This is a genomic window from Microbacterium sediminis, assembly GCF_004564075.1.
Taxonomy (GTDB): domain Bacteria; phylum Actinomycetota; class Actinomycetes; order Actinomycetales; family Microbacteriaceae; genus Microbacterium; species Microbacterium sediminis.
This window is the reverse complement of the sequence record NZ_CP038256.1, coordinates 1,621,357-1,643,190: the sequence shown is the minus strand read 5'-3', so window position 1 is coordinate 1,643,190 and position 21,834 is coordinate 1,621,357. Positions and strand designations below refer to the sequence as shown.

General features: G+C 73.1%; 18 protein-coding genes. 10 read left to right on the top strand and 8 right to left on the bottom strand.

Translation table 11 applies throughout. The features are described from left to right. Positions 1 to 4: 4 nt before the first annotated feature. On the bottom strand, positions 5 to 1,198 hold the full coding sequence (glgA, locus tag E3O41_RS07790) for a glycogen synthase (protein ID WP_067023833.1): 1,194 nt from the start codon (positions 1,196 to 1,198) through the stop codon (positions 5 to 7). Positions 1,199 to 1,374: 176 nt separating this feature from the next. Between glgA and glgC the strand changes: the two genes are divergently transcribed. The 4 genes from glgC to E3O41_RS07770 all read left to right on the top strand — a co-directional run bounded on the left by glgC (position 1,375) and on the right by E3O41_RS07770 (position 5,194). Beyond that, positions 1,375 to 2,622 carry a glucose-1-phosphate adenylyltransferase gene (gene glgC / locus E3O41_RS07785; RefSeq protein ID WP_135012221.1) on the top strand — a complete coding sequence of 416 codons (1,248 nt, stop codon included), beginning with the start codon at positions 1,375 to 1,377 and terminating at the stop codon, positions 2,620 to 2,622. A 24-nt stretch (positions 2,623 to 2,646) separates the two neighbouring features. Next, entirely contained in the window at positions 2,647 to 3,516 is an 870-nt protein-coding gene (gene ftsY / locus E3O41_RS07780; protein WP_067023827.1) for a signal recognition particle-docking protein FtsY, read from the top strand. 63 nt (positions 3,517 to 3,579) lie between these two features. After that, entirely contained in the window at positions 3,580 to 4,080 is a 501-nt protein-coding gene (locus E3O41_RS07775; RefSeq protein ID WP_067023824.1) for a DUF2004 domain-containing protein, read from the top strand. Between the two features lie 28 nt (positions 4,081 to 4,108). Next, entirely contained in the window at positions 4,109 to 5,194 is a 1,086-nt protein-coding gene (locus tag E3O41_RS07770) for a VanZ family protein (protein ID WP_067023822.1), read from the top strand. On the opposite strand, the gene E3O41_RS07765 is transcribed toward E3O41_RS07770, so the two are convergent. From E3O41_RS07765 to lipB, 6 genes are read right to left on the bottom strand one after another with little or no spacing between them, the layout of a single operon-like run. Further along, positions 5,140 to 6,654, bottom strand: coding sequence for an ABC transporter ATP-binding protein (locus E3O41_RS07765; RefSeq protein WP_067023820.1), 1,515 nt, complete (start codon positions 6,652 to 6,654; stop codon positions 5,140 to 5,142). The two genes, E3O41_RS07770 and E3O41_RS07765, sit on opposite strands and share 55 nt — an antisense overlap. Continuing rightward, the gene (locus E3O41_RS07760) at positions 6,651 to 7,451 is read right to left on the bottom strand and encodes an ABC transporter permease (protein WP_240482260.1); all 801 of its coding nucleotides are present in this window, start codon (positions 7,449 to 7,451) and stop codon (positions 6,651 to 6,653) included. Before E3O41_RS07760 ends, E3O41_RS07765 begins: the two co-directional genes overlap by 4 nt. Beyond that, entirely contained in the window at positions 7,448 to 8,473 is a 1,026-nt protein-coding gene (locus tag E3O41_RS07755) for an ABC transporter permease (protein ID WP_169817954.1), read from the bottom strand. The genes E3O41_RS07760 and E3O41_RS07755 overlap by 4 nt, the downstream gene beginning before the upstream one ends. An 11-nt stretch (positions 8,474 to 8,484) precedes the next feature. Continuing rightward, positions 8,485 to 10,161 carry an ABC transporter substrate-binding protein gene (locus tag E3O41_RS07750; protein WP_067023817.1) on the bottom strand — a complete coding sequence of 559 codons (1,677 nt, stop codon included), beginning with the start codon at positions 10,159 to 10,161 and terminating at the stop codon, positions 8,485 to 8,487. 54 nt (positions 10,162 to 10,215) lie between these two features. Further along, the gene (lipA, locus tag E3O41_RS07745; protein ID WP_240482259.1) at positions 10,216 to 11,226 is read right to left on the bottom strand and encodes a lipoyl synthase; all 1,011 of its coding nucleotides are present in this window, start codon (positions 11,224 to 11,226) and stop codon (positions 10,216 to 10,218) included. Further along, complete coding sequence (gene lipB, locus E3O41_RS07740; protein ID WP_067023814.1) at positions 11,223 to 11,867, bottom strand: lipoyl(octanoyl) transferase LipB; 645 nt, start codon at positions 11,865 to 11,867, stop codon at positions 11,223 to 11,225. Before lipB ends, lipA begins: the two co-directional genes overlap by 4 nt. A gap of 60 nt (positions 11,868 to 11,927) precedes the next feature. On the opposite strand from lipB, the gene E3O41_RS07735 reads away from it, so the two are divergent. The 4 genes from E3O41_RS07735 (at position 11,928) to E3O41_RS07720 (ending at position 17,342) form a co-directional block, all read left to right on the top strand. Further along, on the top strand, positions 11,928 to 12,488 hold the full coding sequence (locus tag E3O41_RS07735) for a helix-turn-helix domain-containing protein (RefSeq protein WP_083990814.1): 561 nt from the start codon (positions 11,928 to 11,930) through the stop codon (positions 12,486 to 12,488). A 123-nt stretch (positions 12,489 to 12,611) separates the two neighbouring features. Beyond that, positions 12,612 to 14,165: a signal recognition particle protein gene (ffh, locus tag E3O41_RS07730; RefSeq protein WP_067023810.1), complete on the top strand. Its 1,554-nt coding sequence runs from the start codon at positions 12,612 to 12,614 to the stop codon at positions 14,163 to 14,165. 162 nt (positions 14,166 to 14,327) lie between these two features. Continuing rightward, complete coding sequence (locus E3O41_RS07725; protein WP_067023807.1) at positions 14,328 to 15,557, top strand: LCP family protein; 1,230 nt, start codon at positions 14,328 to 14,330, stop codon at positions 15,555 to 15,557. Positions 15,558 to 15,752: 195 nt separating this feature from the next. Further along, positions 15,753 to 17,342: an HNH endonuclease signature motif containing protein gene (locus E3O41_RS07720; protein WP_067023804.1), complete on the top strand. Its 1,590-nt coding sequence runs from the start codon at positions 15,753 to 15,755 to the stop codon at positions 17,340 to 17,342. A gap of 49 nt (positions 17,343 to 17,391) precedes the next feature. Here E3O41_RS07720 and E3O41_RS07715 read toward each other — a convergent pair whose 3' ends face one another. Then, entirely contained in the window at positions 17,392 to 17,820 is a 429-nt protein-coding gene (locus E3O41_RS07715; protein WP_083990813.1) for a hypothetical protein, read from the bottom strand. A gap of 100 nt (positions 17,821 to 17,920) precedes the next feature. Here E3O41_RS07715 and E3O41_RS07710 point away from each other — a divergent pair, with 100 nt between their 5' ends. Together E3O41_RS07710 and E3O41_RS07705 are read left to right on the top strand one after the other, a co-directional pair. Further along, complete coding sequence (locus tag E3O41_RS07710; protein WP_135012219.1) at positions 17,921 to 19,924, top strand: acyltransferase family protein; 2,004 nt, start codon at positions 17,921 to 17,923, stop codon at positions 19,922 to 19,924. A gap of 32 nt (positions 19,925 to 19,956) precedes the next feature. Then, the gene (locus E3O41_RS07705; protein WP_067023795.1) at positions 19,957 to 21,834 is read left to right on the top strand and encodes a hypothetical protein; all 1,878 of its coding nucleotides are present in this window, start codon (positions 19,957 to 19,959) and stop codon (positions 21,832 to 21,834) included.

Genomic DNA, 21,834 nt, shown 5'->3' with positions numbered 1-21,834 from the left:
GGCCTCAGCCGGCCAGCACCTCGTCGTAGAGGGCGAGGGTGCGCTCGGCGATCGACGCCCACGAGAACTCGCGCTCGGCCCGCTGCCGGCCCGCCTCGCCCAGGGCCCGCGCCCGGTCCGGATCCGCGACGATCTCGGTCAGCGCGGAGGCCAGATCGGCGACGAACCGGTCCGGGTCCGTCGGGGTGCCCGTGCCGTCGTCGGCCTGCTCGATCGGCACGATGAGGCCCGTGACGCCGTCGGCGACGACCTCGGGGATGCCGCCGGTGCCGGTGCCCACCACCGGCGCGCCGCAGGCCATGGCCTCCAGGTTGACGATGCCCAGCGGCTCGTAGACCGACGGGCACACGAACGTCGTGGCGGCCGAGAGCAGGGCGCACAGCTCGTGCCGGGGGAGATGCCGATCGATCCACACCACGCCGGAGCGCTCCGCGCGCAGCTGCGCGACGAGGCCCTCGACCTCGGTCATGATCTCCGGGGTGTCGGGGGCGCCCGCGCAGAGGATGAGCTGCACGTCGGGCGGCAGCAGTCGCGCCGCCCGCAGCAGATAGGGCAGGCCCTTCTGCCGCGTGATGCGGCCGACGAACACGACCGAGGGGCGATCCGGATCGGCGCCGAGGGCCCGGACCGTGTCGGGGTCGTCGACGCGGTGCCAGTCGGTCAGGTCGATGCCGTTGTAGACCACCCTGACGCGCTCGGGCTCCAGCTCGGGGTACACGCGCAGCAGGTCGCGGCGCATGCCCTCGCTGACGGCCACGACGGCGTCGGCCGCGGCCAGCGCGTCGCGCTCGATCCAGCTCGAGAGGCGGTACCCGCCGCCGAGCTGCTCGGCCTTCCATGGCCGCAGCGGCTCGAGCGAGTGGGCCGTGGCGATGTGCGGGATGCCGTGCAGCATCTTGGCGACATGCCCGGCGAAGTTGGCGTACCAGGTGTGCGAATGCACCAGGTCGGCGCCCGCCGCATCGCGCGCGATCTCCAGGTCGACGCCCATCGTCTGCAGCGCGCCGTTCGCGCCGGAGAGCCCGGACGGCACCGCGTAGGCGAAGGTCCCCGGCTCATCGCGCGCGGCGCCGAAGCAGCGCACGAGCACCTCGCGGGACGGGTGGGCGCGCAGCGCCTTCGCCAGCTCGGCGACGTGGACGCCCGCGCCCCCGTAGACCTCGGGCGGGTACTCGCGGGTGAGCAGATCGACGCGCATGAGACCCACCGTACTCGCGCCCGTTCCGCCCGGGCCAGCGGTTCCGAGTCGCGCGGCGCGGACGTATGCCGGGGGCGCGGGCGAATCGATGTGGGAATCGGAATATCCCCCTCCCGCTCGGCGTCCCGCGCCAGTAGTGTCGGGACCACGGGAGGTCGAGAGGAGCGCGAGTCTGGATGGCGGCAACGAAGAAGGTGCTCGGAATGGTTCTCGCCGGAGGCGAGGGCAAGCGACTGATGCCGCTGACGCTCGACCGCGCCAAACCCGCCGTCCCGTTCGGCGGTCAGTACCGCCTCATCGACTTCGCCCTGTCCAACCTCATCAACTCGGGGCTGCGTCAGATCGTCGTCCTCACCCAGTACAAGTCGCACAGCCTCGACCGGCACATCTCGACGCTGTGGCGGCTGAGCGGCATGCTCAACTCCTACGTGACGTCGATCCCCGCACAGCAGCGGCTGGGCAAGCGCTGGTACCTGGGATCGGCCGACGCGATCCTGCAGAACCTCAACCTCGTGCGTGACGAGCGGCCGGACTACATCGTCGTCGTCGGCGCCGATCACGTGTACCGCATGGACTTCGAGCAGATGATCGAGGCGCACATCGCCTCGGGCGCCGAGTGCACGGTCGCGGCGATCCGGCAGCCGATCTCGCTCGCCAACCAGTTCGGCGTCATCGACGTCGACCCGGCCCGGCCGACCGCGATCCGGGAGTTCCTCGAGAAGCCGAGCGATCCCACCGGGCTGCCGGACGCGCCCGACGAGGTGCTGGCGTCGATGGGCAACTACGTCTTCACCACCGAGGCCCTGGTCGAGGCGGTTCTCGCCGACGGCGGCAACGAGGACTCCAAGCACGACATGGGCGGCGACATCGTGCCGTATTTCGTGGAGCGGGGCACGGCCGGCGTGTACGACATGAAGGACAACGAGGTGCCGGGCAGCACGCCCCGCGACCGCTACTACTGGCGCGACGTGGGAACGATCGAGTCGTACTTCGACGCGCACCAGGACCTGATCTCGGTGCTGCCGATCTTCAACCTCTACAACGACGCCTGGCCGATCTACAGCCGCCAGGACAACATGCCGCCGGCCAAGTTCACCCGCGACGCCCGCGGCACCCTGAGCACCGTGATCGACTCGATCGTGTCGCTGGGGTCGGTGATCTCGGGCGCCCACATCGAGCGCAGCGTGCTCGGCGCGCGCACGGTGGTGGAATCGGGCGCCCTGCTGACCGACTCGATCGTGTTCGACCACGCGCGGATCGCGGCGGGGGCCACGGTGCGGCGGGCGATCATCGACAAGAACGTCGTCGTCGAGCCGGGCGCGGCGATCGGGGTGGAGCCGGAGGCCGATCGTCGGCGCGGCTTCGTCGTGACCGACACGGGCATCACGGTCGTGGGCAAGGGCGTTCGCGTCACCCGCGACTGAGGCCGCGCCACGTAGGCTGGTGGCATGGCAGAACGGTGGTCCCTGGGTCGTGCGCTGCGCGGCATGTTCGTCCGTCCGCAGATCGACGAGAACACGTGGGACGAGCTGGAGACGGCGCTGATCACGGCCGATTTCGGGCCCGACATCACCGAGGCCGTGATCGAGGACCTGCGCGAGAAGGTCGCCCGCTACGGCACCACCGACCCCGCCGACCTGCAGCGCATGCTGCGCGAGTCGCTGGAGGAGCGCTTCGCCCGCTTCGACACGACCCTCAAGCTCACCGAGCGCCCGGCCGTCGTGCTCGTCGTGGGCGTCAACGGCGTGGGCAAGACCACGACGATCGGCAAGTTCGCCCACTTCCTGCGCCGCTACGGGCGCTCGATCGTGGTCGGCGCGGCCGACACGTTCCGCGCCGCCGCCGTCGATCAGCTCGCCACGTGGGCGGAGCGCGGGGGAGCGGCGATCGTGCGGCCGCAGCACGAGGGCCAGGACCCGGCCTCGGTGGCGTTCCAGACGATCAGCTACGCGAAGGAGACCGGCACCGAGATCGTGCTCGTCGACACGGCTGGGCGCCTGCACACCAAGGGCGGGCTCATGGACGAGCTCACGAAGATCCGCCGCGTGATCGAGAAGCAGGCGCCGATCAGCGAGGTGCTGCTCGTGCTCGACGCCACCACGGGCCAGAACGGCGTCAAGCAGGCCGAGGCGTTCCTGCAGCACGCCGGCGTGACGGGCCTCGTGATCACCAAGCTCGACGGCTCCGCGAAGGGCGGATTCGTGCTCAGCGTGCAGGAGCGCACGGGGATCCCCGTCAAGCTCCTCGGCCAGGGCGAGGGCATCGGCGACCTCACCGGATTCACCCCGCACGTGTTCGTGGAGCAGCTGGTCTCGTGATCCGCCGCGCCCGGGATCCGCGGGAGTCTGGTGACACCGCGGCGATGCTGGTTGTATAGCGGCATGGCGATCGAACACGACTTCTTCGGACTCCTGGAGTCGGGCCCCGACGGCTCGATCTTCTGGTCGGAGAACGTCGAGCTCGGGGACATGACGGTCACCGTCGACCTGACCGCCCCCGACCAGGACGACGTCTCGCAGGACGCCCTCGACGCCGCGGCCTCGATCGTCTCGAGCCTCGAGGAGCTCGACCGGCGGGCGCGCGTGGCGATGCTCGCCGAGGTCGACAACCGCGCGAGCGAGGTGACCGAGTACATCCTCATGCAGCAGGAGCAGCTGGGCGACGAGCTCGAGGACTTCCTCGTCGACATCTCGGGCGACGCGGCGGTCGACATCATCCGTTCGATGAACCTCACGAGCGTGACGATCCTCGCCGACGAGCACGGCGGATCCGATCCCTTCGCGGTGTTCGAGTACGCGCTCGACCCCGACGCGGCCGACGACGTGCTCCTCGTGAACCTCGCCAGCGACGGGGCGATCCTGTCGGTCACGAGCGCCGACTGACGGTGATCGCGGCACGCACGGGGGTGCGATGAGCGCCCAGACGCTCCCCGCCGTCATCGCGATCCTGCTCGGGCTCGTCGTCGGCGTCGTGCTGTTCGTGCCGTTCGTCGCGGTGCAGTACCGCCGCCAGGGCCGGCTGACGCTCGGGCAGGTCTCGCTGTGGTCGTCGTTCCTCGTGTACGGCCTGGCGCTGTGGACCTACACGCTGCTGCCGCTGCCCGAGCCCGGCGACATCGCCTGCGTGGGCGCACAGCTGCACCCGCTGCAGTTCGTCGCCGACATCCGCTCGTTCCCGCACGGCTCGCTGGGTGAGCTGCGCCACAATCCGGCCTTCATGCAGGTGGCCCTCAACGTGGTGCTGTTCGTGCCGCTGGGCATCTTCCTGCGGCTGGGGTGGCGGCGCGGCATCGTGGTGTCGACGCTCGCGGGCCTGGGCATCTCGCTGCTGATCGAGACGACGCAGCTGACCGGCGTATGGGGGATCTACCCGTGCGCGTTCCGCCTCTTCGACGTCGACGACCTCCTCGCGAACACGGCCGGCGCGCTGGTCGGATCCCTGCTCTCGCTCGCGCTGAAGCCGTGGGCGGCGCGGCGCACGACGGCCCGCACCGCCCAGCCCCGCCCCGTGACGATCGCGCGGCGCCTGGTCGCGATGGTGTGCGACGCGCTGGCGATGATGATGGTCGGGTTCGTCGTCGGGGTCGCGATCAACGGCTGGCAGCTCTACGTGCTCGACATCGCCCCGGCCGACCTGCCGCGCGGCGTGGCGGGCGCGTGGGCGAGCGCCGTGCCGCTCGTGCTGTTCGGCGTCGTGACCCTGATCGCCGGACGCACCGTGGGCGACTTCGCCGTGATGGTGCGCTGGACCGGGGGCGCGCCCGGGGTGCTGCGCAGCCTGCTGCGCTACGCGGGCGGGATCGGCGGCTGGCAGGCGCTGGGCCTCGTGGCGCCCGGGTGGGATGCGCTCTTCGCGCTCGTCAGCATCGTCGTGCTCCTGGCGGCGCGGCGGCGGGGCGGGCTGCCAGGGCTCGTCTCGGGCGCGCGGCCGGTGGATGAGCGTCAGGCGCCCGCGGCGATGAGCTCGGCGGTGAACGGGTCGGTCGGCGCGGCGTAGATCCGCTCCGTCGGGCCCGCCTCGACGATCCGCCCGTCGCGCATGACGCCGACGCGATCGCTCACTCGGCGCACGACCGACAGGTCGTGCGAGATGAACACCATCGTCAGTCCCCGCTCGCGCTGCAGCGACAGCAGCAGGTCGAGGATGCCGGCCTGCGTCGTCACGTCGAGCGCCGAGACCGGCTCGTCGCACACGAGCACGTCGGGCTGCGCCGCGAGGGCCCGAGCGATCGCCACCCGCTGGCGCTGACCGCCCGACAGCGACGCCGGGCGGCGGCGCAGCAGCGCGGCGTCGAGGCCGACCTGGCGCAGCAGCTCCGCCGGCTCGGGCGCGTCGCCGCGGCGCGAGAGGCGCAGGATCCGCTCGACGCTGTGACGGGGATCGAACGAGCCCAGCGGGTCCTGCGGCACGAGGCGCACGCACGAGGCGGCACGGCGCACCTCTCCGGCGTCGGGCCGCTCGGCGCCGATGAGCAGGCGCGCAAGCGTGGACTTGCCCGAGCCCGACTCGCCGACGATGCCGAGCACCTCGCCGCGGCGGACGTCGATCGACACGTCGTCGACGGCGGTGACGTCGCGGTAGCGCCGCGTGACCTCCCGCGCGGCGATGAGCGGGTCGCCGGGGTGCGCGTCCGCGTCGGCCGGCGTCGGGGCGGCGCCCGCGGCGGTGGCCGCGCCGGGCTTCGGGCCGGTGGGCACGGCCGCCAGGAGCGCGCGCGTGGCCTCGTGCCGCGGCGCGGTGAGGACCTGGCGCGCCGCGCCGTCCTCGACCACGCGCCCCGCATCGAGCACGGCGATGCGGTCGGCCACGCGCGCGACCGCCCGCAGGTCGTGGCTGATCAGCACGAGGGCCCGCCCCTCGTCGCGCAGCCGGGCGAGCAGATCCAGCACGCGCACGGCGGTGGTGGCATCGAGCGCGGTGGTCGGCTCGTCGGCGACGAGCAGCCCGGCCCCGCCCACGGTCGCCGAGGCGATGAGCGCCCGCTGGCGCATGCCGCCGGAGAGCTCGCCCGAGCGCCGCGCGAGCAGCGCCTCGGCGTCGGGCAGCCCGGCCTCCGCCATCGCCGCGATCACGCGCCGGCGCCGCTCGCCGCGCGGGACGCCGCGGAGCGCGAGCGCCTCGCCGACCTCGGCCTCGATCGTGCGCAGGGGGTCGAGCGACTGCAGCGCGTCCTGCAGCACGAGCGCCACGTCGCGGCCCCGCAGCGCGCGGCGGCCCCGCCGCCCGAGACGGGTGAGGTCGCGGCCGGCGATCGACAGCTCGGACGCCGTCACGCGCGCGCCGGGCACGTCGTGGGTGAGCCCCAGCAGCGTGCGGGCCAGGACGGACTTGCCGGCGCCGGACTCGCCGACGATCGCGAGGCATTCGCCCGCGTCGACGTGCAGCGACACGTCGCGGAGCACCGGCCCCGTTCCCGGCAGCGACACCGACAGCCCCCGCACCGACAGCGCGCTCATCGCCCCGCTCCCGCCAGGCGCCGGCCGAGCACCGTGAGCACGGTCGCCGTGACGACGATCGCGAGGCCGGGGAACACCGTCATCCACCATCCCGTCGAGATGTACACGCGGCCCGCGTTGAGCATCGCCCCCCACTCGGGCGAGGGCGGGGGAGAGCCGAGCCCGAGGAAGCTCAGCGCCGAGACCCACACGATCGCCTGGCCGATGCCCAGGGTGGCCGTCGACACGAGCGGCCACAGGGTGTTCGGCGCGATGTGGCGGCGGAAGAGGGTGAACGGCCCGTCGCCCTCGAGCCGGGCGTAGCCGACGTAGTCGCTGCGGGCGACGCCGCGCACCCGCGATCGCAGGATGCGCGCGTAACCGGGTGCCGTGGCCAGCCCGATGGCAAGGATCGAGCTCTGCGTGCCGGCGCCGAGGACGGCGACGAGCAGCAGCGCCATGACGAGCGTCGGCAGGGCGAACAGCACCTCGATCACGCGCCCGAGCGCCGCGTCCAGCCACGCCGGGCCCAGCCCGGCCGCGAAGCCGATGACGAGCCCGAGCCCGATGCCGAGCGCGGTGGCGGCCAGCCCGATCCCCGCCGACGCGGCCGCGCCGTGCACGATGCGGGTGAGGATGTCGCGCCCGGACTCGTCGGTGCCGAACGGATGGGCGGGGCCGGGCGGCTGGAACCCCTCGGCCGGGGCGATCGCGAGCGGATCCGACGGCGCGATCAGGCCCGGCCACAGGATCGCGACGAGGATGAGGGCGAGGGCGAGCAGCGCGACCAGGCCCGAGGCGCCCAGCCGGCGGATCACGATCCCACCGCCACATCCGGGGCGCGCAGCACGGCGGGGCGCGGCCCCCGCAGGCGCGGATCGACGAACAGCTCGACGATGTCGGTGAGCACCACCACGGCGACGTACATGAGCGCGACGCTCGTGACCGCGCCGATCACGAGCGGCACGTCGCGGGCCAGCGCGGCGTCCTGCAGCAGCCGGCCGAGCCCCGGGCGCGCGAAGAGCACCTCCACGACGACGGCGCCCGAGAGGAGGTTGCCGAACGCCCATCCCGACAGAGCCAGGGCCGGCAGCGCGGCGTGGCGCAGGGTGTGGCGCAGCAGCACGGCCGGCTCGCTCGCGCCGCGCGCGCGGGCGGTCACGGCGAACGGCGCGGCGTCGGCCTCGAGCAGGGCGTCGCGCGAGACCTGCGCGAGGAAGCCCGCGATCGGCACCGCGAGGGTGACGACCGGCAGCACGAGCCCCGCGGGGTGCGATCCCTGGCTCGTCGCGGGCAGCAGGCCGAGCGTCGAGGCGAACACGAGGATCAGCACCGCGCCGAGCCAGAAGCCCGGCATCACGGTCGCGATCACCTCCACGCCGCGCAGCACCGCGTTCACGACCGCCCCGACCCGGCCGCGGGCCGAGGTGGAGACCACGGCGCCCGCCACCGCCAGCGCCCACGCGAGGGCCAGCGCCAGCACCGCGAGCAGCAGGGTGCCGGGGAGCTGATCGGCGATGAGGTCGGCCACCGGCTGGCGGCGCGCGTACGAGTCGCCGAGCTGGAGGGTGCCGACCCGCCACAGCTGCAGGAGGTACTGCACGATCAGCGGCTGATCGAGACCGTACTCGCGCCGGGCCGCCTCGACGGCCTCCGGGCCCGCCTGCGAGCCGGGGCCGCCCAGGATCGCCTCCAGTGGGTCGCCCGAGGAGCGCAGCGCGAAGAAGACGATCGTCGCCACGAGCCACACCACCAGCAGCGCGCCGCCGACGCGCGCGGCGACCCAGCGCAGCGCCGTGCGCCACGCCGGGATCGCGCGCGGCGCCTCGGTCCCGCCCACGTCGGCCCCGATCAGCCGAGCAGCCGGGCGTTCAGCAGCAGCGGGGTCGAGATCGTCGTCAGCGGCTCGACGCCCTCGACGCCCTGCGTGAGGAAGTGGTTCTGCTGGTCGTACAGCGGCAGCACCGTGTAGCTGTCGAGGATGATCCGCTGCGCCTGCGTGTAGATGTCGGCCCGCTCCGCCTCGTCGGTCGTGGCGAGGGCGGACTCCAGGAGGGCGTCGAGCGCGGGGTCCTTCAGCTGCGCGTTGTTGGCGAAGTAGCCGGAGGGCGCGGGGATGGTCCCGTCCGAGTGGTAGAGGATCCGCAGCACGTCGGGGCCGACGGTCGTGTACGGCGCCGACACGGCCTCGTACTCGTGCGCCGCCAGGGCGCCGTACCAGCTGGACAGATCCATCGGCTCCAGCTGCACGTCGAAGCCGACGGCGCCGGTGTTGGCCTGGATCTGCTCGAACAGCGACTGCTCGGCGGCGGTGGACTGGTTGGTCGACACGGGGAAGCGCACGGTGAGGGTCGCGCCGTCCTTCTCGCGCACGCCGTCGCCGTCGGTGTCGGTCCAGCCGGCCTCGTCGAGCAGCTCCGCGGCGCGCTCCGCGTCGGTCGCGAACACGCTCTCGTCCGAGAGGCGCATGGGCTCCACGCTCGAGAGCACCGAGTACGAGCGCTCGGCCGTGCCGTGGAACAGCGACGCGATCCCGGGGTTGGGGTCGGCCGCGCGGATGAACGCCTCGCGCACGCGCACGTCGTCGAACGGGGTCTGGGCGGAGTTGAGCTCGATGCGGTTGGACGCGGCTGGGCGTGGGGCGTCGATGTGCTGCTTGTCCTGCGCCTCCCAGGCCGCGATGTCGGCCGGCAGCGGGTTGTCGATCACGTGGACCTCCCCGGAGGCGAGCGCCGCCTGGCGGGTGGCGGCATCGGGGATGAAGCGCCACTCGATGCGCTCCACGTACGCGGGGCCGTCGTGCCCCTGCGGGTTCGTCGGCACGTAGTCGTCGTTGCGGATCAGCACCACGCGATCCTGCGGGGTCCAGCTCTCCACGATGAACGGGCCGGTGCCCACCGGCGCGAGGCAGTTCTCGTCCTTGCCGCGCTCCATGCCGGCCGGCGACTGCATGGCCGCCCACTGCTGGCTCAGCACCTCCATGAGCGCGGACTTCGGCGTGCTCAGGTGGAAGCGCACGTGCGTCGCGTCGACGACCTCGACGCTGTCGATCTGCTGCACGGCCAGCCAGCCGGTGGACGAGCCCGTGTTCGGGTCCTGCAGGTGCTCGATGTTCGCCTTCACGGCCTCGGCGTCGAACGGCGTGCCGTCGGTGAACGTCACGTCGTCGCGCAGCGTGAGGTCCCACGTGAGGCCGTCCTCGGACGCCTGCCACTCGGTGGCCAGCCACGGCAGGATCTCGCCGTCGGGGCTGCGGCCCACGAGCGGCTCGAGGTACTGGGTGGAGATGAGCGCCTGGGGGTAGTTGCCGCCGACGTGCGGGTCGAGGCACGTGGGCTCGGCGTCGCCGGTGGCGTAGACGAGCGTGCCGCCCTCGATCGGCTCGGCCGTCGAGGGTGCGTCGAACGCGTCGGCCGCGCATCCGGCGAGCAGGAGGGCGGCCGCACCGGCCGCGAGCGCGGGCAGCAGACGGCGCAGGGAGCGCTTGCGGGCGGAGGGATTTTCAGACGCTGTCCAATAACGAGCCACGAGGGATCAGCTTACCCGCGTTCGAGGGGGCGGGATCCGTGCGGCGCCTCCCGCTCAGACCGCCTGGGCGAACTCCTCCGACGACTCCTCGACGAGGTGACGCAGATGCTCTGGGATCGGCCGGCCCTTCCCCCGCATCGACCGAGCCCAGAGCCGTCCCGCGCGATACGACGAGCGCACGAGCGGCCCCGCCAGCACCCCGAGGAACCCGATCCGCTCCGCCGTCTCCTTGAGCTCGACGAACTCGTCGGGCTTCACCCAGCGCGCCACGGGCAGATGCCGCGGCGTGGGCCGGAGGTACTGCGTGAGCGTGATGATGTCGCAGCCGGCGTCGTGCAGGTCCTGCAGTGCCTGCACCACCTCCTCCGGCTCCTCGCCCATGCCGAGGATGAGGTTCGACTTGGTGATGAGGCCGGCCTCGTGTGCCTGGGTGAGCACGCCCAGCGACCGCTCGTAGGTGAAGGCGGGGCGGATGCGCTTGAACACGCGCGGCACGGTCTCGAGGTTGTGCGCGAACACCTCGGGACGGGCGTCGAACACCTGGCCGAGGTGCTCCGGCCTGCCCGACATGTCGTTGGCCAGCAGCTCCACCCCGGTGTTCGGGTTGAGCGCGTGGATCTGGCGGACGGTCTCGGCGTTGAGCCAGGCGCCCTCGTCGTCCAGGTCGTCGCGGGCGACGCTCGTGACGGTCGCGTAGCGCAGCCCCATCGCCCGCACCGACTCGGCCACGCGGCGCGGCTCGTCGGTGTCGTAGGCGGCGGGCTTGCCCGTGTCGATCTGGCAGAAGTCGCACCGCCGCGTGCACTGCGACCCGCCGATCAGGAACGTCGCCTCGCGGTCCTCCCAGCACTCGTAGATGTTGGGGCAGCCGGCCTCCTGGCACACCGTGTGGAGGTCCTGATCCTTCACGAGGGCGTGAAGCTCGCGGTACTCCGGGCCGGTCTTCGCGCGCGTCTTGATCCACTCCGGCTTGCGCTCGATCGGGGTGGCGGCGTTGCGCACCTCGAGGCGCAGCAGCTTGCGGCCGTTCGGCGCCGTCTGGGGGTGGGATGTCGGGGCGCTCACGCGGGGATCCTCTCGAAGGCGTCGGCGAAGGCGCGGGCGACGCATGCGGCCGCCTCGCGCGGGCTCAGGGCGCGGCCGGTCTCGCGCGCGACGGTGGTCACGCCGGCGTCGCGGATGCCGCAGGGGATGATCGCGTCGTACGGCGCGAGGGAGTGCGTGCAGTTGAGCGCGAACCCGTGCATCGAGACGTCGTGGGCCACACGCATGCCGATCGCGGCGATCTTCGCGGGCGGGGCGTCGGCCTGATCGACCCAGACCCCGCTGCGGCCCTCGATCTGTCGGCCCGCGACGCCCCGCTCGGCGAGGACGTCGATGAGCAGGCGCTCCAGGCGCCGCACGATCGCGACGATGCCGCCGCGCTCCTCGACGCGCAGGATCGGGTAGCCCACGAGCTGGCCCGGTCCGTGCCAGGTGATCTTCCCGCCGCGGTCGACGTCGATCACCGGCGTGGCGCTCGCCGCGGGCCGCTCGTGATCCTCCGTGCGCGAGCCGGCCGTGTACACGGCCTCGTGCTCGAGGAGGATCAGCGTCTCGGGTCGTTCGCCGGACGCGACCTGCCGATGGATCTCGCGCTGCAGCTCCCAGCCCTCCAGGTACGGGACCGGATGCGGCGCGTAGCCAGGCTCCATCACATCGAACATCTGCGCTCCCTCGATATTTCCGGACGCGGTCCAAAAACAAGCCGACCCTACACTGAAGCGGTGACGACGCCCAAGCCCGGCCGCCCGAAGGCGATCTCGCGCGACATGCTCGCCGAGGCCGCCTGCGAGCTCTTCCTCGAGCAGGGGTTCGAGCGCACGTCGGTGGCCGACATCGCGCGCCGCGCGGGCATCGCCCGGTCCAGCTTCTTCAACTACGCCCCCACGAAGTCGTCGCTGCTGTGGGGCGGGCTGGACGAGCGGATCGACGCGCTGGCGGACGCGCTCGCCGCCGGAGCGGCGCCGGCCGACGCGGTGGCGGCGCTGGCCGACGGCTTCGCGCCCGACGCCCTCGCGCTCGCCTTCGCCCAGGCCGCGGCGATGGGGCTGGAGGAGGATCTCGAGCGCGAGGCGGCGATGAGGATCGTGCGGATCGGCTCCCTCGTCGCGCCGGCGCTGCGCCGGGCGGGGGAGTCCGCCCTCGCCGCGGAGGTCCTCGGCGCCGGGCACGGGGCGGCGATCATCGCCGCGATCCGGGCGTGGGCGCTGCAGGGCGCCGGCCGCCGCCCGCTCGCCGCTCTCGTGGCGGAGGCGCTCGACTCCGCGGGTCTGCGCGCGCGCTGACGCACAGATCCGCCCTCGCACACACGCTCCGCGCGGATCCGTGTGCGCGAAGGCGCGTCGTGTGGGGGAGCGCGCGATCGATGCCACCGGGGAGCCGGGCCGCTCGCGTAAACTTGACGGATCATGGCTGCTTTCGGCGATCTCTCCTCGCGTCTGACCGAGACGTTCCGCAATCTCCGCACCAAGGGCAAGCTGTCGGCGGCCGACGTCGACGGCACCGTCCGCGAGATCCGGCGCGCCCTGCTCGACGCCGACGTCGCGCTCGAGGTCGTGAAGGACTTCGCCTCGAAGGTGCGCGAGCGGGCGCTGGGCGACGAGGTGAACAAGGCCCTCAACCCGGCCCAGCAGGTCGTGCAGATCGTCAACGAGGAGCTCGTCTCGATCCTCGGCGGCGAGCAGCGCCGCCTGCAGTTCGCCAAGACGCCGCCGACGGTGATCATGCTCGCGGGCCTGCAGGGCTCGGGTAAGACGACCTTCGCCGGCAAGCTCGCGAAGATGCTCGAGAAGGACGGCCACACGCCGCTCCTCGTCGCCGCCGACCTGCAGCGCCCCAACGCGGTCAACCAGCTCCAGGTCGTCGCCGAGCGCGCGGGCGCGGCGATCTTCGCCCCCGAGCCGGGCAACGGCGTCGGCGACCCGGTCAAGGTCTCGAAGGCGGGCGTGGAGTACGCGCGCCAGAAGCTGCACGACATCGTCATCATCGACACCGCCGGCCGGCTCGGCGTCGACGCCGAGCTGATGACGCAGGCGTCCGACATCCGCAGGGCGACCGATCCCGACGAGGTCCTGTTCGTCATCGACGCGATGACCGGTCAGGACGCCGTCAACACCGCCCGCGCGTTCCAGGAGGGCGTCGGCTTCACGGGCGTGGTGCTCTCGAAGCTCGACGGCGACACCCGCGGCGGTGCCGCGCTCTCGGTGGCCTCGGTCACGGGCCGCCCCATCATCTTCGCGTCGACGGGCGAGGGTCTCGACGACGTCGAGGCGTTCCACCCCGACCGCATGGCGAGCCGCATTCTCGACCTCGGCGACATCCTCACGCTCATCGAACAGGCGCAGCAGGCCTTCGATGAGGAGGAGGCCAAGAAGGTCGCCGAGAAGCTCGCCAAGGAGCAGTTCACCCTCGACGACTTCCTCGAGCAGATGCAGCAGCTCAAGAAGATGGGCTCGATGAAGAAGATGCTCGGCATGCTGCCGGGCATGGGCCAGATGAAGCAGCAGCTCGACGATTTCGACGAGCGCGAGATCGATCGCACCGAGGCGATCATCCGCTCGATGACCCCGGCGGAGCGCCAGAACACGAAGATCCTCAACGGCTCGCGCCGCGCCCGCATCGCCCGCGGCTCGGGCATGACCGTGACCGACGTCAACCAGCTCGTGAACCGCTTCGAGCAGGCGGCCAAGATGATGAAGACCGTCGCCCGCGGCGGCACCCCGAACATCCCCGGCATGGGTGCGATGCCCGGCATGGGGCGTCCGGGCGCGTCGTCGAAGCGCGGCAAGCAGGCCAAGAAGAAGGGCGGCTCGCGCTCGGGCAACCCGGCCAAGCGCGCCGCCGAGAACGCCGGCCTCCCGGCGCAGGCGCCCAGCGGCTCGGGCTTCGGCCTGGGCGGTGGCGCCGCGCAGCCGACCGAGGCCGATCTCGCCGAGATCCAGCGGCTCTTCGGCAAGGGCTGACCCCGGGCCTCAGGGCCGTCGTGGCCCGAGGCGAGGAGTCCGCGCGGGTGTCGGCGCCGCCGACGCGGTTGCGGCGTTCGATCCCTGGCACGAACGCCTGCCCGTGGGCTTTCGCCGCGATTCTTTCCGGCGCACGGGCGGCCCGAGGTCCACAATGGCGGCATGAGCCCGTCGCACGCCCGCACGAGGCAGACGCTCGCCCGGCACGGGCAGCTGCCGAGACCCCACCCCGTGCGCCAGCTGCTCGCGCTGCTCGGGATCGGCCTCGCCACGGTGCTCGTGGCCGGCGCGGGCGTCGTGGCGTTCGCGGTGAACGATCTGTACTCCGCGCTGACCGAGGACGCGGTGCAGATCGGCGACGACGCCGTCCCGCCGGGGATCACCGAGCTGGACGACCGTGGCGTGAGCATCCTGCTGCTCGGTCTGGACATCTGCGAGCGCGACTATGCGGCGATCATGGGGGATCGCTGCCGCGACAAGGAGTACGGCGACGACGGGCGCGAGCTCGTCGCCAACAGCGACGTGGTGATGCTGCTGCACATCTCGCCGGAGCCGCGCCGCGTCACCGTCCTCAGCTTCCCGCGTGATCTCATGGTCGACCTGCCGGTGTGCGAGACCGAGAGCGGCGAGGAGGACGGCGGCTACTTCGGCCAGCTCAACTCGGCGTACGCGATCGGCGGCCTGGCGTGCTCGGCGGCCGCCGTCGAGGAGCTCACGGGTCTTCCCGTGGACCACGCCGCGAGCATCACGTGGGGCGGCGTCATCGGCCTGACGAGCGCGATCGGCGGCGTCACGGTGTGCGTGGAGACGCCCATCCACGACCCGGAGGCCGGCGCGTACTTCGAGGCCGGCGAGCACACGATCGACGGGGTGCGGGCGCTCGAGTTCCTGCGCACGCGCCATGGGCTCGAGGGCGGGAGCGATCTCGCCCGTATCGGCAACCAGCAGGTGTACATGGCCGCCCTGGTCCGCAAGCTCATGAGCGAGGAGACGCTGAGCGACTGGGGCCGGCTCTTCGCCCTTGCCCGCACCGCCGTGCGCGCCATCGAGCCCTCCACGGGCCTCACCGACCCGGTCTACCTCGCGCGGGTCGCACTGGCGGTGCGGAACGTGCCGCTGTCGGACTTCCGGTTCGTGCGCTTCCCCGTCTACGACTGGCCGCAGGACCCCGATCGGGTGGTCGCGGACGAGGTCAACGCCGCCACGCTGATCCAGTCGATCCGCGACAACACCGAGTTCGCCCCGCAGCCCGGCTCGGGTTCCGTGCCGACGGAGGGCGCGGAGCCGACCGAGGGCGCGACGCCGCCGCCGTCGGCGTCACCGACGGCGCAGCCCGACAACGTCTACGGGCAGACCGCGGACGAGACGCGCTGCTCGGCCGGCAACGGCTGACGGATCCGGGACGGGTGCCGCTCGGTTGCTGAGCTATCGCGGTGCGCGCGCCCGGTTGCTGAACGATCTCGACGCGCGTGCCCGGTTGCTGAAGGGAGCGGCCGCAGGCCGCGGAGCTGAAGCGACCATCTCACGCCGATCCCGGCCCCCTCGATTCTCTCTTCGAATGTCGGTGGCCCCGAGGAGAATCGGGTCATGACGATCACCGCGATTCCGCCCTCGACCTGGGAGTTCACGCCGGGTGAGCTCGCCGAGGTGCGTGCGGGGATCGCGGAGCTGCGGGAGGTGCAGCGCGAGATCGCGCGGCTCGAGGCGCGAGCGGTCGCGGTGCGGGCACGACTGCTGACGCTGGCGCGGGACCAGCAGGAGCGTTCGGGGGCCTCGGGGGCCTATGAGTTCCCGGTGCGGTCGATGGCGGCGGAGGTCGCGTGTGCGCTGCGGGAATCGCCGCGGTCGGCCCGTGCACGGCTGGAAGAGGCGGCCGATCTGGTGGAACGCCTGCCGCGGGTGGTGGAGGCGCTGCGGCAGGGCCGGCTGCAGATGGCGCACGCGCGGCATATTCAGGCGGAGGCGGGCCGGTTCGCGGAGGGCGCGGAGGATCGGCTGGGCCTGTTCGAGAAGCGGGCGATCGACGAGGCGCGCGTGCGGACACCGGCGCAGACCGGACGGATCGTGCGCGTTCTGGCGGCGAAGCTCGCGCCGGTGTCGATGCAGGCTCGGCATGAGCAGGCCCGGGCCGAGCGCGGGGTGTGGGTGCGGGATCTCCAGGACGGGATGAGCGAGCTGTGCGCCGTGCTCGCCTCGCCGGTCGCGCACGGCATCCGCGATCGGCTGACACAGCTGGGGCTCGCGGCGAAACGCGAGCGACGCCGCGCCGGGCGCGGCGGCACCGAGCGAGCGATGCTCGAGACGGCGGACCCCTGGGTTCGGCCGCCGGGCGCGAGTGCGACCGCGCCGGGCGCGGGTGCGGTGGCGCACGACGCGTCCAGCGACGCGGACGACACGGCCAGCTCGGGGCGGGCGGCGGCGGGCGTCGCCGCGGACCCGGGCGACACGCGCGGTCTGGACGAGCTGCGGGCCGACCTCCTGGGCGACCTGCTGCTCACGGCGGTCCCCACGGCGCATCACCTGCATGCGCCAGGCGACGACGGATCGCGGGCGTTCACGGCGCGGGTGCAGGTCACGATCCCGGTCGACGCGCTGATCGACCCTCTCGAGGCCGACCACGTGGCGTTCCTGGATGGGGCCACCCCGATCGACACGCTCGGCGCATGGGCCCTGGCCGGGACCGCGCCGACGTGGGAGCGGCTGCTCGTCCGCCCCGACACGGGCGCCCTCGTGGCGGTGGACACGTATCGGCCGACGATCGCGCAGCGGCGGTGGCTGGCGGCGCGGGACGGCACCTGCCGGTTCCCGGGATGCGGCGTGCCGGCACGGGAGGCGGATATCGATCACACGGTCGACTGGGCGCACGGAGGGCAGACGCGCCTCGACAATCTCGCGGCGGTGTGCGAACCGCATCACATGCTCAAACACCACTCGCCGTGGCGAGTGCGGCAGCGACGGGGCGGGGTGCTGGAGTGGACCAGCCCCGCCGGACACACCTACACCGACCACCCACCCACGCGCGTCGTCTTCCGCGACGAGTTCCCCGATCCTGGACCGCGGCCCGGGGCGCCGCCCGGAGCGGACGCGGCGGCGGAACGAGGGTCGCCGCGACGGGGTGCGATGGCGTACGCGAGCGAGTGGGACCGCCTGCCGCCGGCCGGCGACGCCCCGTTCTGACCGCGTCGACGCCGCCGTTCTGGCCGCGCTGACGCCGTGGAGAAACGGGTCAGCTCGGGCCGACCATCTCCACGGCGGCGAACGGGAACGGGAAGAACCACGTGTTCGGCTGCGGCCACCCCTCGAGCGGGTAGAGCGAGATCCAGCAGACCGTGACGACGAGCGACAGCGCGACGAGAGCGACGATCAGCCGCAGACGGCGGCGAAGCAGGGCCGCAAGTTCCGGCTCCCCGCGCTCCGCGGCGCGGAATCCGCTGATCGCGATCACCGCGAAGACGATCAGCATGATCGGATTCGGGCCGATCGCGAACGAGACCCTCGCCGCATCCGGTTCCGGTCCTACCGCGCCGCTCTTGCTCCCGTGCACGAGCCACGCGTACACGGCGGCCGCGATCAGCACGCGGATGAGGAAGACTCTGAGCACCCGGACGGTCCCCGCCGTGCTGGTCGGGGTGGCCGCCTCGTGCGCGATCGTCATGCCGACCACTCAAGCATCCCGCCCGTGTGGACCGCCAGCGGCGCGCCACGAGCCGGGCGCTGTCACCTCGCGTTCACCTGGGTGACGGAGGATCCCGGGGATGAGTGGCGGATTCCGCGCGGACATCCAGGGTCTGCGAGCGATCGCGGTGGCGGCGGTGGTGCTGCAGCACGCGGGATTCGCGTGGGCCCGCGGCGGGTTCGTGGGGGTCGACGTGTTCTTCGTCGTCTCGGGCTTCCTCATCACGGGCGTGCTCGTGCGCGAGATCGAGAGCACCGGGCGGATCGATCTGCCGGCGTTCGCGGCGCGGCGGGCGCGGCGCATCCTGCCCGCGGCGCTCGTGGTGATCGTGCTCACCGCCGTCGGGGCCGTGCTGCTCGCGCCGCCCCTGGAGCGCCGGCCGGCACTCGTCGACGCCCTCGCCTCGGCCCTGTTCGTGCCGAACTACGTCTTCGCGGCGCGCGAGACGGACTACTTCGGCGACGACGCGCCGTCGATCTTCCAGCACTACTGGTCGCTCGGCGTGGAGGAGCAGTGGTACCTCGTCTGCCCGCTGCTGCTGATGGCGGCGGTGTGGCTGGCGCGCCGCCTGGGCCGGTCACGGCACACGGCGGTGCTCGTGCTCCTCGTCACCGTGACGGCGGCCTCGCTCGCGTGCTGCCTTGTGCTGACCGCCGCCTCGCCCTCGTGGGCGTTCTTCGCGCTGTGGACCCGCGCGTGGGAGTTCGGCATCGGGGCGCTCGCGGCGCTCCTGCCGGCCGCCGCGATCGCGCGCCTGCCCCGGCCGCTGCTGCTCGCGATCGGATGGGCGGGTCTCGGCGGCATCGTGCTCTCGGTCGTGGCGGTGACCGAGGCGGGGTGGCCGGGTGCCGCGGCGCTGCTGCCGGTGCTCTCGACCGCCGCGGTGATCGTCGCGGGATCGGCCGTGGCGCCCGACGACCGCCTCGCCGTGGCTCGGGTGCTCGCGCCGCGACCGATGCAGTTCCTCGGTGCCATCTCGTTTTCGCTGTACCTCGTGCACTGGCCGCTGCTGCTGCTCGGCGCCCCGCTGGTGCCGGAGGGGTGGGCGTGGCATGCGGCGCTCGCCCTCGCCGGCGTGCCGATCGCGTGGGCCCTGTACCGCCTCGTCGAGCAGCCGGTGCGCCGCGCCCCCGCCCTGGTCGGCGCGCGGCCGCGGCGTTCGCTGGGCCTGGCGGCGCTCGCCACCGGCGGCGTGGCGGTGCTCGCGCTGGCGACCGCCGCGTGGGCACCGGTCGCCCGGACCACCACCGACAAGGACGTGGCCGACGTCCCCGCCTCGAGCCCACCGGCGGTGACGTCGGTGGTGCCGGGCAACGTGACGCCGTCGCTCGAGGACGCGCTGGGCGACGAGGCCGAGCCGTACGCGGACGACGCGAACCTCGGCTACGGGGAGGACGCGCCGGATCCCGGTGTGTACGGCGACGAGGACGGCTCGCGCGTGGTGCTGTGGGGCGACTCCCACGCGGCCAGCTGGGCGCCGGCCCTCGCGCAGATCGCCCGCGAGGATGGGCTTCGCCTCGAGACCCACACCAAGAGCGGCTGCTCGTCGGGCTTCGCGGCGCACGTGCTCGACGGCCACGCGTACGAGGCGTGCGACCGGTGGCGCGCCGCGGTGCTGGAGGAGCTGGCCGCCGACCCGCCGCAGCTGCTCGTGGTTGCCTCGTACTCGTGGGAGAAGATGCCCGAGGACGTCGACTCCGGCGAGGCGTGGCGATCGGGGCTGCGCGAGATCGTCGAGGCCCTGCCGCAGACCCGGATCGCGTTCCTCGTCGACACCCCGCGCTTCGACTTCGAGCCGATCGAGTGCCTCGCGGAGAACCTCGAGAGCGCGCTGGAGTGCGCGGCGCCGGCCGACGAGGCGCTGGGTGGTCCGGGCACCGACGCGATGGCGGCCGTGGCCGAGGACTCGCACGCGGAGCTGGTCGACCTGAACGACTATCTCTGCCTGGACCGCGACGGTGAGCGCATCTGCCCCGTGATCATCGGCCGCCACACGGTCTACCGCGACCAGCACCACCTCACGGCGACCTACGCGCGCGAGCTGGCCGAGCCGCTCGCCGAGGCGCTCGGCCTGCGCGACTGAGGACGGCGCGAGGTGATCGATAGGCTCGCGGGGTGAACCCCGCCGCCGGATCCCTTCCCGCCGATCCCTACGCCGCCTCGAGCGCGCCGCGGGTCCAACCGCTCACCTATCCCGGCGTGCGCCCGCCGTACGCCGCGCTCATCGCGGACGAGGAGCTGTGGGAGATCCGCGACCGCGACGGGGCGCCGTTCGCCTGGCGGGCGGACCATCCGCTGCGTCTCGGCCTGGCGCGGGTGATGCTCGGCCGCGAGGAGCGCGAGGCGCTCTCGCTGTCGCACGCGGCGCCGCCGTACCTCAACTCCGTGCTCGAGGAGGGCTACGGCGTGGCCGTCGACGCGCGCGTGCCGGTGCTGGCGATCGGCTCGAACGCGGCACCGTCGCAGCTGCGACACAAGTTCCTCGGGCTGGGCGCCGCCCTCGCCGTCCCCTCCATTCCGGCTCGTGTGCGCGGCGTGCGTGCCGGGTTCTCGGCGTTCGCGTCGCCGCTGGGGTACGTTCCGGCCACGCTCTTTCCGGACACCGAGGCCGTCACCGAGATGGCGCTGCAGCTGCTCGACGACCGCCACCTCGCCATCATCGACGCGACGGAGGCGCCGCTGTATCGGCGCATCTGGCTCGAGGCCGAGATCGTGCTCGCCTCGGGCGAGCGGCTGCCGGGCGCCTACGCGTACGTCTCGCGCGGCGGATACCTGGGCGATGACGGAGGCGGGTGGGTCATGGGCGCCGCCGGCGTCTCGCGCCCGGACGAGGTGCCGCAGGGACGCTGGATGGCCGATCAGGCCGCCGTTCTCCAACGCCTGATCCTCGCGCCCGCCGTCGCGAGCCTCCTCGGCGCGACGCCCGAGGAGGCCGTGCGCGCCGGTGTCGACGCCGATCGGTCGGCCGCCGTGCTGCGCGAGGCGGGTCTCGTCATCGCCGAGAACCCGCTGTACGAGCTCGGGGACGAGATCGGCCGATCGCCGCGACGATACGGCTCGCTGTTCGAGGCATCGGCCATGCCCCTCGCCGGGGGAGCGGTGCGTGCCGTCGCCGGACGATCGCACGACCTGCTCGACCGCCGCGGTCGCTCCGTGGTGCGGCTGGGCGTCGAGGCCGATGCGCTGCTCGGGCGTCCGCGCCACGTCGAGATCGTGTCGGCGGCCCTCGCGGACCGCGTCGGCGACGGCGCGCCGCGCGTGATCGCGACGGTGTACCGCGACGGAAGCGCCGGCGTGCCCGACCCGGCGCCGCAGGCGGTGGAGGTCGACCAGATGCTGCGCATGGGTCTGGGCGTGGAGGCGGGCGAGCACATCATCGTGCGGCCGGTCGAGGTGGACCGTGCGCGGTGGCCGGACGTGCTGCTCGGTCCGCCGAACTCGCTCACCCTGCGGGTCACGATGGCCGATCCGTCATCGACGGAGCGCGATGTCTGCCTCATGACCGAGCTCTCGCTGCAGCTGCTCGGCGTGGCGAGCGGCGACTACGTGGTGCTGGAGGGCGCCGCCGACGAGAGCGGGAGGGTGCGCACGATGGCGGTCAAGGCCTTCGCGGTGCCCGACGACGTCCTGAGCGAGCGGCGCCGCGTGGCCAACGGCACGTGGGGCGGGCGCTTCCCCGGGGTCCGCGAGACCCTCGGGGTGTGGCCCGACATCCCGATCGTGTTCATCGACGCCACCACCCGCGCCCGGCTCGGCGTCTCCGCGCAGCAGCTCGGCACGATCCGGGCCCGGCCCGCGCGACTGCACCAGTTCGGGGCGGAGCTGCGCGAGATGATGCTGCTTCTGGCCGTGGCTCTCATCGGTGTGCTGTCGGTGGTGCAGAGCTGGATGATCGCGGTCGTGCTGTTCAGCGCGCTCGTCGGATCGACGCTCCTGCTCACGCTCGTGAAGCTGCGGCGCCGGCTGTCGCACCGCCGGCACGACGGCGGATAG